This window comes from Cellulophaga tyrosinoxydans (assembly GCF_900176415.1).
Classification (GTDB): Bacteria; Bacteroidota; Bacteroidia; order Flavobacteriales; family Flavobacteriaceae; genus Cellulophaga; species Cellulophaga tyrosinoxydans.
Genome location: NZ_FWXO01000006.1, coordinates 62,313 through 76,892 on the forward strand (window position 1 = coordinate 62,313; position 14,580 = coordinate 76,892).

At 32.2% G+C, this 14,580-nt stretch carries 14 protein-coding genes; 6 read left to right on the forward strand and 8 right to left on the reverse strand.

The window, feature by feature from the left end:
• Positions 1 to 21: 21 nt before the first annotated feature.
• Positions 22 to 447: an Ohr family peroxiredoxin gene (locus B8963_RS14405; RefSeq protein ID WP_084062785.1), complete on the forward strand. Its 426-nt coding sequence runs from the start codon at positions 22 to 24 to the stop codon at positions 445 to 447.
• 53 nt (positions 448 to 500) lie between these two features.
• Here B8963_RS14405 and B8963_RS14410 read toward each other — a convergent pair whose 3' ends face one another.
• Positions 501 to 1,403, reverse strand: coding sequence for an aldose epimerase family protein (locus tag B8963_RS14410; protein WP_084062788.1), 903 nt, complete (start codon positions 1,401 to 1,403; stop codon positions 501 to 503).
• An 89-nt stretch (positions 1,404 to 1,492) separates the two neighbouring features.
• Here B8963_RS14410 and B8963_RS14415 point away from each other — a divergent pair, with 89 nt between their 5' ends.
• From B8963_RS14415 to B8963_RS14425, 3 genes are read left to right on the forward strand one after another with little or no spacing between them, the layout of a single operon-like run.
• Entirely contained in the window at positions 1,493 to 2,056 is a 564-nt protein-coding gene (locus B8963_RS14415) for an RNA polymerase sigma factor (protein WP_084062790.1), read from the forward strand.
• Positions 2,034 to 2,621: a hypothetical protein gene (locus tag B8963_RS14420; protein WP_084062793.1), complete on the forward strand. Its 588-nt coding sequence runs from the start codon at positions 2,034 to 2,036 to the stop codon at positions 2,619 to 2,621. Before B8963_RS14415 ends, B8963_RS14420 begins: the two co-directional genes overlap by 23 nt.
• Positions 2,599 to 4,092, forward strand: a complete 1,494-nt coding sequence (locus tag B8963_RS14425; protein ID WP_084062799.1) for a cell envelope integrity protein TolA — start codon at positions 2,599 to 2,601, stop codon at positions 4,090 to 4,092. The genes B8963_RS14420 and B8963_RS14425 overlap by 23 nt, the downstream gene beginning before the upstream one ends.
• An 8-nt stretch (positions 4,093 to 4,100) precedes the next feature.
• On the opposite strand, the gene msrA is transcribed toward B8963_RS14425, so the two are convergent.
• On the reverse strand, positions 4,101 to 4,766 hold the full coding sequence (gene msrA / locus B8963_RS14430; protein WP_084062801.1) for a peptide-methionine (S)-S-oxide reductase MsrA: 666 nt from the start codon (positions 4,764 to 4,766) through the stop codon (positions 4,101 to 4,103).
• A 132-nt stretch (positions 4,767 to 4,898) separates the two neighbouring features.
• Between msrA and B8963_RS14435 the strand changes: the two genes are divergently transcribed.
• Positions 4,899 to 5,579 carry a peptidoglycan DD-metalloendopeptidase family protein gene (locus B8963_RS14435; protein WP_084062803.1) on the forward strand — a complete coding sequence of 227 codons (681 nt, stop codon included), beginning with the start codon at positions 4,899 to 4,901 and terminating at the stop codon, positions 5,577 to 5,579.
• A 184-nt stretch (positions 5,580 to 5,763) separates the two neighbouring features.
• Positions 5,764 to 6,006, forward strand: coding sequence for a hypothetical protein (locus B8963_RS14440; RefSeq protein WP_084062806.1), 243 nt, complete (start codon positions 5,764 to 5,766; stop codon positions 6,004 to 6,006).
• A gap of 116 nt (positions 6,007 to 6,122) precedes the next feature.
• Here B8963_RS14440 and B8963_RS14445 read toward each other — a convergent pair whose 3' ends face one another.
• The 6 genes from B8963_RS14445 to B8963_RS14470 all read right to left on the reverse strand — a co-directional run bounded on the left by B8963_RS14445 (position 6,123) and on the right by B8963_RS14470 (position 14,558).
• Complete coding sequence (locus tag B8963_RS14445) at positions 6,123 to 7,325, reverse strand: sensor histidine kinase (protein ID WP_084062808.1); 1,203 nt, start codon at positions 7,323 to 7,325, stop codon at positions 6,123 to 6,125.
• 183 nt (positions 7,326 to 7,508) lie between these two features.
• Positions 7,509 to 10,871 carry a preprotein translocase subunit SecA gene (secA, locus tag B8963_RS14450; RefSeq protein WP_084062811.1) on the reverse strand — a complete coding sequence of 1,121 codons (3,363 nt, stop codon included), beginning with the start codon at positions 10,869 to 10,871 and terminating at the stop codon, positions 7,509 to 7,511.
• A gap of 176 nt (positions 10,872 to 11,047) precedes the next feature.
• Complete coding sequence (locus B8963_RS14455) at positions 11,048 to 11,272, reverse strand: DUF2795 domain-containing protein (RefSeq protein WP_013551418.1); 225 nt, start codon at positions 11,270 to 11,272, stop codon at positions 11,048 to 11,050.
• 127 nt (positions 11,273 to 11,399) lie between these two features.
• The gene (locus tag B8963_RS14460) at positions 11,400 to 11,972 is read right to left on the reverse strand and encodes a cob(I)yrinic acid a,c-diamide adenosyltransferase (RefSeq protein WP_084062813.1); all 573 of its coding nucleotides are present in this window, start codon (positions 11,970 to 11,972) and stop codon (positions 11,400 to 11,402) included.
• Between the two features lie 216 nt (positions 11,973 to 12,188).
• Positions 12,189 to 12,677 (reverse strand): hypothetical protein, encoded by a 489-nt coding sequence (locus B8963_RS14465; RefSeq protein ID WP_084062816.1) that lies wholly within the window; start codon positions 12,675 to 12,677, stop codon positions 12,189 to 12,191.
• A gap of 6 nt (positions 12,678 to 12,683) precedes the next feature.
• Positions 12,684 to 14,558 (reverse strand): ABC-F family ATP-binding cassette domain-containing protein, encoded by a 1,875-nt coding sequence (locus tag B8963_RS14470; protein ID WP_084062819.1) that lies wholly within the window; start codon positions 14,556 to 14,558, stop codon positions 12,684 to 12,686.
• Positions 14,559 to 14,580: the final 22 nt, after the last annotated feature.

Sequence of the window (14,580 nt, forward strand, 5' to 3'; positions counted from 1 at the left end):
AAAAATTAAATAAAATTAAAAATGAAGACAATATTTAAATCAAGGGCAACAAATAAAGGCGGAAGAAGCGGTCATGTTACTAGTGAAGGCGGACTTATAGACTTAGATGTTAAAATGCCTATTGGTGATGCAACAATAGAAGAAACACATACCAATCCAGAGCAATTATTTGCAGCTGCTTATTCTACATGTTTTGCAGGCGCATTACAGGCTGTAGCTAAAGAAAATGGGGTTGATGATTTAGGTGATTTTAGTGTAACAGCTACCATTGCATTCCAAAAGGAAGAAGATGGTTTTATAATTAAAGCTACGCTTGATTCTTATCTTCCGACAGTGGATAAGAAAAAAGGAGAAAAATTGGTAAATGCGGCACATGAAATATGTCCTTACAGTAAAGCTACAAGAGATAACATTACGGTAACTCTTAATTTATTGCTAGAGGAATAAAGAATGTTTATGATAAAGAAAAAGCGGATATTTTTAAAAATATCCGCTTTTTTTTATGTTTTAAATGTAAAGGTTGATTCGTTTACATATTTTTCTGAGGGCTCTAAAACACTTGAGGGAAAATGAGTATGATTAGGAGCATCTGGGAAATTTTGAGTTTCAAAACAAATAGACCCAGTAGTTGGAGGGGTATAAATTACTACTGCAGGTTGATTGGTTTTCACTAACATAGTAATTCCTGATATTTCAGAACTAACCTCGGCTGCTAAATTGTTGTTAGTGTTAATTACAAATGGCGTGTCTAAACGTGTTTCTCCAATAATCTTTTTATTTAAAAAATCATATTTAGTCTGGTTAACTTCTGTAAAATTCCCTGTTGGGAGAAGATTAGTATGTGTTTCAAGTATTTTATTGCAATTAAGCTTTAAATGATAATGATCTATAACTGGTTCGGAATCTAATTTAAAATAAGAATGATTGGTTAAGTTAACAACGGTGGTTTTATCTGTTGTAGCTTCGTGTGTGATTTTTAATGTATTAGCCAGCAAAGTATAGGTTACCATTACATTTAAATTTCCAGGATAACCTTCCTCTAAATCAGGACTCAAGTATGACAGTTTTATATAAGGTTCTTTACCATGATTTACTTCTTCAATAGTAAAGTACTTTTGGTTAAACCCACTTTGCCCGCCATGAAGATGTACATTATTCTGTTGGTACCCCCTATATTTTTTACCTTCAAGAGTAAAACTTCCATTGGATATTCTGCCAGCATAGCGTCCAATGCAAGCACCTAAATACATGTTATCTTTTAAATACTCTTCGGTAGACTCCAACCCAACAACAGTATTTGTTGGATTTCCGTTTTTATCTTTAACAATAAGTTTTTGAATAATTGCCCCAAAATCTAGAACTGTTAATTCAATATATTCGTTTTTAATCGTAATTTGATTCAATTGGAAAAATTTTAAGTCGCAAATCTAAACTTTTTTGCAACATCTAAATATTTGTATCGTCCTTAAGATAACAACAACTAAAAACTAACTTGGAAAGTTTGCTAAAATTCCAAACAGATTTAATTGAGCAATGTAAAGCTAACAATCGTAAAGCTCAAGTACAGCTTTATGAAAAGTATTGTGATGGTATGTTTTGCGTTGTAATGCGATTTTTAAGAAATAGTGATGATGCAGAAGACGTTCTGCAAGAAGCATTTATTAAGGCTTTCTTAAAAATTGATCAGTATAAAGGAGAAGTAACTTTTGGAGCTTGGTTGAAACGAATTGTAGTGAATAAATGTATCGATTTTTTAAAAGCAAAGCGCAATGAACATGTGCCGCTCGAGGAAAATGTAATACAAGTAGTTGACGATGATGATTGGCAAATACAATCTGATATCACTATAGAAGAAGTGAGGACAGAAATTAATGAACTCTCTGATAAATATAGGTACGTATTAATGCTTTATTTGATTGAAGGTTATGATCATTCAGAAATATCGCAAATTTTAGATATTCCAGAAACTACTTGTAGAACACATTTATCAAGAGGAAAATGTATGTTAAAAGAAAATTTGTTAAAGAAAAGAAATGGAGCAACAACAAGATCTTAGAAAGCTTTTTGATGAAAAGAGAGCCACGGAAAGCTTTCAGCTTAAGTCAGGGCATAAAGACCGGTTTTTAAATCGTTTAGACCAGGAGTTACCTAAAAGAAGCACGTCTAAATGGTTTGTTTTTAAAATTGCAGCTTCGGTTGTGGTGTTCATTGGTTTCGGTTTTTATTGGTATTCTAATTTAAATATTAAAAACAATCCTCAAACAAGTGTTGTAGATGTTCAAAAAGAAAATGATAAAATAAACACCATTTCTTTAGGCGATTTATCACCAGATTTAAAAAAAATAGAGCAGTATTATGTTGCAACGATTAATCTCGAATTGGCTCAATTAGAAGTATCCGATGAAAACAAACTACTTGTAGATGGTTATATGGAGCGGTTGGCAGAATTAAATACTGAATATCAACTTTTAACAAAGGAGCTGAATACTATTGGCCCTAATGATCAAACAATTTCCGCATTAATTCAAAATCTACAGTTACGCTTACAGTTGTTGAAAAAACTAAAAGAAAAGTTAACCGAATTAAAGTCATCAAAAAATGAAACAGCAATTAGTATATAAATTAGTTTCCATCGTATTCTTTTTAGGAATAAGCGGGAACGCCCAAAAACAAATTAAAACCTTTAACGAGATTTTTAATGTAAATGACAATGCGGTATTAAATATAAATACCACACATACAGATATTGAGTTTGAAACATGGAATAAAAATCAAATAGCGATCGAGGTAGTTATTGAAATAGAGGGAGCCAGTTCTAAAGAAATGGAAGCCTATTTTAAGCAAAACGAAATAAAAATAACAGGCAATAGTAGACAAATTGATGTTACTACAGGTGTTGAAAATACGTGGTTTTTTAAACACTCTACTGGCGGATTCACTAATTCGTGGAATAATGAGGCTATAGTAATACCCGAAATTACGGCAATACCTGAAATAGATTTTTTGGATTTTGTAATAGACAGTATTCAAATGCCACCTGTGCCACCAATGCCAGTACCTGATTTTGATTATGATGCTTTTCAAAAAGAAGGCGATGCTTATTTAAAAAAATGGCAAAAAGAATTTGATACAAATTTTGGTGAGGATTTTGAGAAAAAAATGGCGGATTGGCAAATGAAAGCAGAGCAAGCAAGTAAAGCGCATCATGAAAAAAGTAGAAAGCAATCAGAAAAAGCAAGCAAACAAAGAATTATAGCTTATGAACAAGCCAAAGCCGATAGGAAAGAGGCTATCCATGAGCGTAGGCCAGCAATGCAAGAAAGACAGCAAGCGCTACAAACAAGATTAAAGGAAAACGCAGAAGAAAGGCGACTACAGTTTTTAATAAGAAATGGTGACACAATTTCTAAACAAATAAGTAGAAGTTTTGTAAATAGTCCAAACGTCTATTATATTAATGCTAACGGAGATGGGAAAAGCGAAAAAGTTAAAGTAAAAAAGAATATAAAAATAAAGATGCCAAAATCTGCAACTATTAAAATGAACGTGCGTCATGGAGAAGTAAAATTGGCCGAAAACACTAGGAATATGAATGCTAAGCTTTCATATTCTGATTTAATAGCTTTAACGATAGATGGTGATAAAACTGAAATAGATGCCTCTTATTCTCCTGTAAATGTCCAAAATTGGAACTACGGGAAACTAAAAGTGAATTATTCTGATAATGTTGATTTGAAAAAGGTAAATTCATTAACCTTGAACTCAAATTCTTCTGAGGTAAATATAGAACATCTTTTAAAAAATATTCTTGTTGAGAATAATTTTGGAGCATTGTCCATACAGCAGGTGTCTAAAGATTTTTCATCTATAAATGTTTCAATGAAAAATGGCGAGTTATATTGTAAACTTCCATCAATCCCATTTGTTTTGCAAGCAAATGGGGAAAATTCCAAATTTACAGCACCTTCATCACTTAAATTAAATAAGACAAAAAATCAGAATACTGTTTTATATAAAGGTTATAACCAATATAAAACTGCCGATAAATCAATTCTTATCACATCTAAATATAGCGATGTGGTTTTGGAGTAAAAGCATATTTAATGACCGTTTTTTTTCAGCAACTCTGGAAACTTACTTTTAAAGCGGTTTAATCGAGGAATAGATACATTTCGAATATAGGAGTTGTTTGGGTTGTTTTTCTCGTAGTCTTGATGATACTCTTCAGCATCATAAAAAATAGTAAACTTAGAAACTTCTGTAGCCAATGGTTTATTATATACCTTTTCAGAGGTTAATTTCGCCATATAGTCTTCAATTATTTTCTTTTCAGCATCATTTTTATAAAATGCTATAGAACGGTATTGCTTGCCCATATCTGGTCCCTGACCATTTATTGTAGTTGGATCATGCGAACCAAAATAGACTTTTACAAGAGTTTCAAAATTTATTTCCTTTGGGTTATAATATACTTTAACGGCTTCAGCGTGTGTAGTTCTACCATATCCAACTTCTTCGTAGGTAGGATTTTTTTCTTTTCCACCAGAATATCCAGAAACAACCTCTTTTACACCTTCTACACTCTCAAAAATTGCTTCTACACACCAAAAACAACCACTAGCGAAATAGGCGGTTTCATATTTAGATAGGTCTTGTGTAGACTCAGTAATTACGGATGCTGATGATATTTTATCTTTGGTTTTAGATTGGCAACTTATTGCAGTTACTATAAATACCGCTAAAAAGGATGTTTTTAGATAATTCATATGTTTTTTTTAAGATTAGTAGTCCAAATTTGTAATTACTTACGAAGAAATACTGCTGAAGATGTTAATATTTTTGTAATTATAACACAAGTTGATTTATCTACAAATATAAACCTGTATTATATTTGAAATATGAATAAGTTAGAATCAATCTTGCATGGCTTGTCTGCAACCGCCATACCAATATTAGATGCAGCTATAAGTATTAATTCATACACGGCACTTGATTTGTCGATAACGAATGCAGCTTTAGATGCTTACAACATTACAAACCCAACCTCTTGTCAAGAATATATAGATTCGGTTTTGAAAAAAAACCATGCTGAGGTTGCTTATGGAGGCTATTTAGAAAAGCGCAATTTGTATTCCGATAAAAGTAATTTTTCTAGCAACACCATGGCGCTGCGAAATATACACTTAGGAATAGATTACTGGGCTAAAGCAGGTACTTCTGTTTTGGCACCAATAAAAGGAAAGGTTCATAGCTTTCAAAATAATAGTGCTATGGGGGATTATGGGCCAACAATTATATTGCATCACCAATTTAATGATAGCTCCTTTTACACTTTATATGGGCATCTTTCCTTAGACTCGATTAAAAATGTATATGTAGGAAAAGAATTTGAGCGAGGTGAGACACTTGGTTTTTTAGGCACACCGGATATAAATGTGAATTATGCTCCACATTTACATTTTCAGATTATAAATGATATTGGTGCTTATCATGGAGATTATCCAGGAGTGTGTACTGAAAATGATCTTGCTTTTTATAAAAGTAATTGCCCGGATCCCAATCTATTGTTGGGCTTATAGATAAAGTGTTATCGATTAAATGCAGCTTTTTACGTTAACGGAATTTTATCCTAATTTCTGTTATCGAGGAAAAAGTTACTTACATCTAGATTAAGTTCATTCACCGAAAGATAAACGGTATTGACCGAAAATCGACGAAATAGGCTTCTAAGTGGGATTACCTTTACAGTGTAAAACCCAAGTCATGAAAGCAATTTTAACTATTTTATTTGTTCTTTTTATCGGTCTATTCGCAAATGCACAAGATTCTAATGTTGATGCAAAAGTAGCAACACAAACAGAAAATGTTGTTTTAGTGAATTCAACAATAAAAACTACATTAAACAACAACGAAACTAAAGTTGCTCGTTTGTACATGGACAGAAATTACAAAGTAAAAAAGGAATTGTCTTTCACAACTAAATCTAACAAATCTAAATTAGCATAATTATGATCGTATCTTTAGTATTGATTTTTGGAATTTCATCTTTAGTATCATTGGTATATTTTTACAACAAGATTACCTTAATGAAGCCTGTAAAAGTAAAGTCTAGAAAAGTTTAATTAGCCGATAGGCTGAAAATTTTCTCCTATTTCTTTAAACTTAATAATATAATTTGTTCCCTTTTTTGAAGCATCTTTTAAAATGGAACCTTTTAATTGTCTGGTAAGATTATAGATAAGCTTTAACCCTAATGATGTACTCGTTTGTGGTGTAATAGTATCTGCATACCCCTCACCATTATCTCCTATATTTAGAATATAATCATCATCGGTTTCTTTTTTAAGCGCAATACTTATTTCGCCTTCAGAATTATCTTTAATACCATATTTTAAGGAGTTGGTAATAGCCTCATTAATTAAAAGACCAAGTGGAATAGCGGTGTCAATCCCTAAATTGATATCAATAATATCAATGGCTACTTTTATTCTATTATCAGTGCCTTTTATAGATTTTACCAAATATTCACTTAATTCTTCTACGTAAGATTTGTATTCAATCTTAGATAAATCTTCTCGCATATAAAGCATTTCATGAACCATAGCCATAGAATTTACTCTATTTTGGCTGCTTTTTATCATGGTTCTCATGTCAGGATCCTTCATGTTTCTAGCTTGTAGACTTAAAAGACTAGAAACTGTTTGCAGATTGTTCTTTACTCTGTGATGTACTTCTTTAAGCAAAGTTTCTTTTTCTTTCACCTGTTGTTCTACCTCCATTTTGGAACGGTATAGATTATAATGTGTTTTTACCAATACTTTTCCAAAAACACCACCAAGTAGATAAACAGAAAATAGAATACTGATAAAATTAAATACCTTTCTTGAATCTTCAGGAATTTCGTTTTGTACAAATTTAAAATTGAAAAAACTTTCTAAAAATATTAGCGTTACAATTACGAATATTAGATAAAGGTAAAATGCGCCATATTTTTTTGTAGTTACATAACCTGCAAAAACAATTAATGCGAGTACGAAAATAAAAGAACTGTTGATTCCTCCACTAAATAATGTTACAGTAACTGCACTTAATAGTGCTGTTATTGAAGTAATGTTGTAAGTAAGCGTTAAATTTTTATGGTATGTAAATGCTAAGGTGTTGATTAAATTTAAAATGGTGAAACCAAAAAAAACAAATGGTATTACTTTAACTATGTCAAGAAAATAAAAGCATACAATTCCGAATAACAACGAGAGAATTGAGGATATATAGTTTACCCTTAATATTAAATTGGTCTTGGTTTTCAGGCGTTGTTGGTATGCCATTTAGTTAATTTAACTGATTGTATTTTTAAAGTTAAGAAATTCACTATCGTCCTGATGGTTTTTTTTCTTTTTTTTAAAATATATATCTAGTACACTTCTGTAAAGCTAAATATGTTTTTGATAAAATCAAAAACGACAGCTTTAATTTGCTGTCGTTTTATCATTATTTTTTGATCTAAGTGATTAATGTTCTGTAATCACCCATTCTCCCTTTAAAATAAGGGGTTCGGCTTGCTTATATTTTAATGTTTTGCTTTCGCCAGACATTACATTTTTTATAGTAACACGGTCATTTCGGCCAATTTTTGGTGCTTCTCTAGTAATTGTCTCAGTAACTTGTGGTCTATTTCCTTGATTTTGACCAACAGCACGATTTTGAGCAGCAAGTTCATCGCTATTTAAAACCTCTTCTTTACTAACGTTTAATTTTTCTTTAGGACGACTTACCGCTTTAGCTTCTTGAATATTGGTATTGTTGCCTGATGGAATTTCACCTTTATATAAGAATGCTACTACTTCCTTGTTTACTTTCTCAATCATGCCTTTGAATAATTCAAAAGCTTCGAATTTGTAAATTAAAAGTGGATCTTTTTGTTCATGAACAGCTAATTGTACAGATTGCTTTAATTCATCCATTTTGCGTAAATGAACTTTCCACGCTTCATCAACAATTGCTAAAGTGATGTTTTTTTCAAAATCCGTAACTAATTGTTTACCATCACTTTCATAAGCATCTTTTAAATTGGTGACAATATTATAGGTTTTGATGCCATCTGAAAATGGTACCACTATTCGCTCAAATTTATTGCCTTCTTCTTCAAAAACATTCTTTATAACACGGTAAGCAACAGCAGCGCTACGCTCCATTTTCTCTTGATAATGGTTGTAGGCCGATTTGTATAATTGCGTTGAAATTTCTTGAATACTTTTTTTCGCAAACTCCGATTCTGTAATAGGAGACGTTATAGAAAAGTATTTTATTAATTCAAACTCAAAATTCTTAAAGTCGCTAGCATTTTTATTGGTTTCTGCGATTACCTCACAGGTATCGTAAATCATGTTAGCAATATCTACCTTTAAACGCTCTCCATGCAATGCATGTCGACGTCTTTTATACACCACCTCACGTTGTGCGTTCATTACATCATCATACTCTAATAAACGCTTACGAACACCAAAGTTATTTTCTTCCACTTTTTTCTGTGCACGTTCAATAGATTTGGTCATCATAGAATGTTGAATTACTTCACCATCTTCTAATCCCATTCTATCCATCATTTTTGCTACTCTATCAGAACCAAATAAACGCATTAGGTTATCTTCTAGTGAAACATAGAATTGCGAACTTCCTGGATCTCCTTGACGACCTGAACGACCTCTTAACTGACGGTCAACACGACGAGAATCATGACGTTCTGTACCAACTATAGCAAGTCCGCCTGCTTTTTTAACAGCATCTGAAAGCTTAATATCGGTACCACGACCAGCCATGTTGGTTGCAATGGTAACAATACCTGCTTTACCTGCTTCTTCAACTATTTCGGCCTCTTTTTTATGTAATTTTGCGTTTAATACATTGTGTGGAACTTTACGAATGGTAAGCATTCGTGAAAGAAGTTCTGATATTTCAACTGAGGTTGTACCTATTAAAACTGGTCTTCCTGCTGCAGAAAGATTACTAACTTCTTCTATAATTGCGTTGTATTTTTCGCGTTTGGTTTTATAGATTAAATCATTTCTATCATCACGAGCAATTGGTCTGTTGGTCGGAATTTCCATAACATCTAGTTTATAGATTTCCCAGAATTCTCCAGCTTCAGTGATTGCTGTACCAGTCATACCCGAAAGTTTGCTGTACATTCTAAAATAGTTTTGTAGCGTAACTGTTGCAAAAGTTTGTGTAGCTGCTTCAATTTTTACACTTTCCTTTGCTTCAATAGCTTGGTGTAATCCGTCGGAATAACGACGACCATCCATAATACGACCCGTTTGCTCATCAACAATCATGACCTTATTATCCATTACCACATACTCTACATCTTTTTCGAATAGGGTATAAGCTTTTAAAAGTTGATTCAGGGTATGAATACGCTCACTTTTAACGCCAAATTCTTTAAAGAGAACTTCTTTTAATTCGGCTTCTTTTTCTATGTCTAGATTTTGATTCTCAATTTTAGCAATTTCACCACCAATATCAGGCATTACAAAGAAAGACGGATCTTGTTCGCCTGAAATATGCTCAACACCTTTTTCTGTAAGTTCTATTTGATTGTTTTTTTCATCAATTACAAACCACAATTCTTCATCAACCTTTGGCATTTCGCGGTTGTTGTCTTGCATGTAATAATTTTCGGTTTTTTGAAGCAATTGTTTTACTCCTTCTTCACTCAAAAATTTAATTAAAGCTTTATTTTTTGGTAAACCGCGGTGTACACGTAGTAATTGAAATCCACCTTCTTTAGTGTCTCCAGAAGCTATTAATTTTTTAGCTTCAGCTAAGACTCCTGTTAAATATTGTCTTTGTAAGTTAACTAAATCATTAACTTTTGGTTTTAATTCATCAAATTCGTGAATATCACCTTTTGGTACTGGACCAGAGATTATTAAAGGTGTACGAGCATCATCAATTAAAACTGAATCGACCTCATCCACAATGGCATAATTATGCGGACGTTGTACCAAATCACTTGGCGTATGTGCCATGTTATCTCTTAGGTAATCAAATCCAAACTCATTATTGGTTCCATAAGTAATATCTGCATTGTAAGCAGCACGTCTTCCGTCAGAATTTGGTTGGTGATTGTCTATGCAATCTATGGTTAAGCCATGAAATTGAAAAATAGGCGCCATCCACGCACTATCTCTTTTTGCTAAGTAATCGTTTACAGTTACAAGATGTGTTCCATTGCCTGTAAGAGCATTTAAATATAAAGGTAGCGTTGCCACTAATGTTTTACCTTCACCAGTATGCATCTCTGCAATTTTACCTTGGTGTAGTGCGATACCTCCAATTAACTGAACATCATAATGAACCATATCCCAGGTCACTTCTTTACCTGCTGCATTCCAAGAATTTTTCCAAATTGCTTTATCTCCATCAAGGGTAACATAATCTTTAGTTCCAGAAAGTACTCTGTCGAATTCAGATGCAGTAACCGTTAATGTAGTATTGTTTGCAAAACGTTTTGCAGTTTCTTTTACTACAGCAAAAGCTTCTGGTAAAATGTTGTTTAATGTTTTTTCAGAAACTTCATAAGCTTCTTTTTTAAGGCGGTCTATTTCGGTATAAAGATCTTCATTTTTATCAATATCCTTAGAAGATTTAACTTCTTCCTCTAGCGTCTTTATTTTATCGTTTATTTCTTGAGTATCTTTCTTTATTTGCTCCTTAAATGAAATAGTCTTATTTCTAATTTCATCAAGACTATAACCTGAAAGTTCTTTTTCGAAGGAATGTATCTTATCTATTATTGGTTGTAGTGCGCTTACGTCTTTCTTGGCTTTATCGCCAACAAAAATTTTCAAAACAGAATTTAAAAAACTCATACTGTAAATTATTTTTTAAGTGTCATGCTATAACCGTACCAAAGCTTTTTTTAAGCAATAACATGACAGAATGAACCTTAATGACCCGAATTACTTTTCTCTTTGTCATTAAAGTTCAAAATTAAGTAAAAAAAAAGCCTCTGATGAGACTTTTTTAATGTTATTACGTTAATATTTTAATATTCGTCCTCGTTCCAGAGGTAATCTTCTTCCGTAGGATAGTCAGGCCAAATTTCTTCAATCGATTCGTAAATTTCGCCACCTTCTTCTTCCATTGATTGTAGGTTTTCTACAACCTCTAGTGGAGCACCGGTTCTAATTGCGTAATCTATTAACTCGTCTTTGGTAGCTGGCCAAGGCGCATCGCTTAAATAAGATGCTAATTCTAAAGTCCAATACATGTTAGTAGTATGATTTTAATTTTTTGCAAAAATAAATTTTAAATTGATATATCCAAGTTTATTTCAATTTATTACAAAAATATTTTGTGGTAAAAATCATATATTGTTGAAAAACAGAATATTATCTTTATTTTTTTTCGGGAATCCATTTGATTTCTTCAACGTTTAAAAGTGCCGATAATCTACGAGCTAGTACAAACAGATAATCTGATAATCGGTTTAAATAACTTAGCACGTTTTCTTCAAATGGTTCAATATCATTTAAATGCGAGGCTAAACGCTCTGCTCTTCTACAAACAGTTCTGGCAATATGACAGTATGACACCGTGGTGTGACCTCCAGGTAAAATAAAATGTGTCATTGGTTGTAAATGTTTTTCCATTTCGTCCATTTCATGCTCAAGAATTGTAATGTCTTCCGAACTAATTTTATCAATATTTAAGCGATCTTTTCCATTTTGTAAAATTGCTTTTGCTGGATCTGTAGCTAAAACAGCACCAACTATAAATAATTTATGCTGAATTAAGGTCAATATTTTTTTAGAATGTGCATCAATTTCCTGATCATTAATTAAACCTATCCAAGAATTTAATTCATCAACGGTACCGTAACTTTCTATTCTAATATGATGTTTAGCTACACGGGTGCCTCCAAAAAGTGCCGTTGTGCCTTTATCTCCCGTTTTTGTGTAAATTTTCATGTCTGGTAAATTAATCTTGATTATGGTTTAAACACTAAGTGTTCTAATGGAATTAGGAGTGTTATTTTTTATGTCGATCCATGAACTTTCGATTTTTTCGGGCCTTATTTTTCTTTTTATTATAAAACAGATTGACAAAGAAAATTACTGCTAAAAGGACAAAAAGTATATAAATAAAGTTATTCATGTTATGGGTATTTGCCTAAAATTACTGGATTATATTCTAATTTTAAAATGTTCTTTTTCTTGTTCTCTTCTAAAAAAAAGAATTCCACAATAAAATAAATCTAGACTAACTTTAATAGCATTGTGCTTAATAAGTTGATCCCAATTTTTATAATCTTTATAAATTGCATTTATAAAAACAATACTCTCGTTATGAAAGGTACTGGTTTTAGTAATCTTTTTAAATGTGTTTTCAGTTAATTCTTCAAAATAAACAAAGTCGGTTGTATTATAATCAAAGCCAATTTTTGGAAAATTCTTAATAATTTGATTTTTTAAAGCGCTGTTTTTTTCGATAGTTTGTATTTGAGATATATTAAAATAAGCCAGTGTTTTTTGTGCAGTGTTGAGTGATTTGCTTTTGCAGAACACCTTTTTACTATATAGGCACTTGGTTACAAAGGCATACACAAAAGGGGAGTGTACGCCGTGTTGATTTGTAGCGGTTAATAGAAATTTTATACGTTGAAAAAAATACATTACCAATTATTCTAATTGTGCAGAGAGCTCAAACCAGCGTTCTGTTTTCGCTTCTATTGTTTCTTCAATTTCTTTTAATTCTATGGATAGTTTATCTATTTGTTCACCCGTTAAAGAAGTATCCGCAAACTTTTGTTGTGTATCTACTTTCTTTTGCTCAAGCTTTTTTATTTCCTTTTCAAGATTAGTGAACTCTTTTTGCTCGTTAAAGGTTAACTTTTTTTTCTCTTCTTTAACCTTAACTGTTTTTTCTGGTTCTACAGGAGTATTTTCTTTCTTAGAAGCGCGATATTCCATAACTACACTATCTTCGTATGCTCTAAAATCGCTATAATTGCCTGGAAAATCTTCGACAACTGCATCTCCTCTAAAAACAAAAAGGTGATCTACAATTTTATCCATAAAATAACGATCATGTGAAACAACAAGTAAACAGCCAGGAAAATCCATTAAAAAACTCTCAAGAACGTTTAAGGTTACAATATCTAAATCGTTGGTAGGTTCATCGAGGATTAAAAAATTAGGATTTTGAATTAAAATTGTACATAAATACAAGCGTTTTCGTTCCCCACCACTTAGTTTATCAACAAAATCATATTGTTTTTTACGGTCAAATAAAAAGCGCTCTAATAGTTGCTGTGCTGAAATTTGACGGCCTTTGGCTAGTGGAATATAATCACCAAATTCGCGAATAACATCTATAACTTTTTGACCTTCTTTTATGTTAATACCTTTTTGGGTGTAATAACCAAATTTTATAGTTTCGCCGACTACCACTTTTCCACTGTCTGGTTCGTCATTGCCACTAATAATATTTAAGAAGGTAGATTTTCCTGTACCATTTTTACCAATAATTCCAAGACGCTCACCTCTAAGAAAATTATATTCGAATTTATCTAATATAGGTTTTCCTGGAAATGATTTTGAAATTTTATGAAGCTCAAGAATTTTACTTCCCATGCGCTCCATATTAATTTCGAGTTCTACTTGATTTTCATTTCTACGTTTACTGGCCCTATCCTTAATCTCGTAAAAATCATCTATTCTTGATTTAGATTTAGTGGTTCTAGCTTTAGGCTGTCTACGCATCCAATCTAATTCTTTTTTAAATAGTAGTTTAGACTTATGTTGCTCGGTAACTTCTTGTTCTATTCTAGCTTCTTTCTTTTCTAAATAATAAGAATAGTTTCCTTTGTAAGGATACATTACACCTTCATCAAGTTCTATAATTTCATTACATACTCTTTCTAAAAAGTAACGATCGTGCGTCACCATAAAAAGTGTCATGTTTTCTTTAGCAAAATACTCCTCTAACCATTCAATCATTTCAAGATCTAAGTGGTTGGTAGGTTCATCAAGTACTAATAAATCTGGTTTATTAATAAGAGCATTTGCTAGTGCCAAACGCTTTTTTTGTCCACCTGAGAGTATGGCAACTTTTAAATGAATATCATTTAAATTAAGCTTGGATAAGATTTGCTTGTATTGTGTTTCAAAATCCCAAGCTTGAAAACGCTCCATACCTTCAAAAGCATGTTGGTAGGCATCAGCATCATCCGGATTTTCTAGTGCATTTTCATAAGCACGGATAACCTGAAGTACTTCATTATCGGAAGCAAAAATGGTTTCCTCAATGGTTAAATTAGGGTCTAAATTTGGCTCTTGGTCTAAAAAAGATACTCGAATGCCTTTGCGGTAATTTACCTGACCAGAATCAGGTGTGTCGATTCCAGAGAGAATGTTTAATATGGATGTTTTTCCACTTCCATTTTTAGCTATTAGGGCAATTTTCTGATCTTTATTTATTCCAAATGAAATATCAGAAAATAATACGTGTTCGCCATAGGCTTTGGCAATATTTTCTACCGAGAGTAGGTTCATGAACTTTATTTATTAACGATGG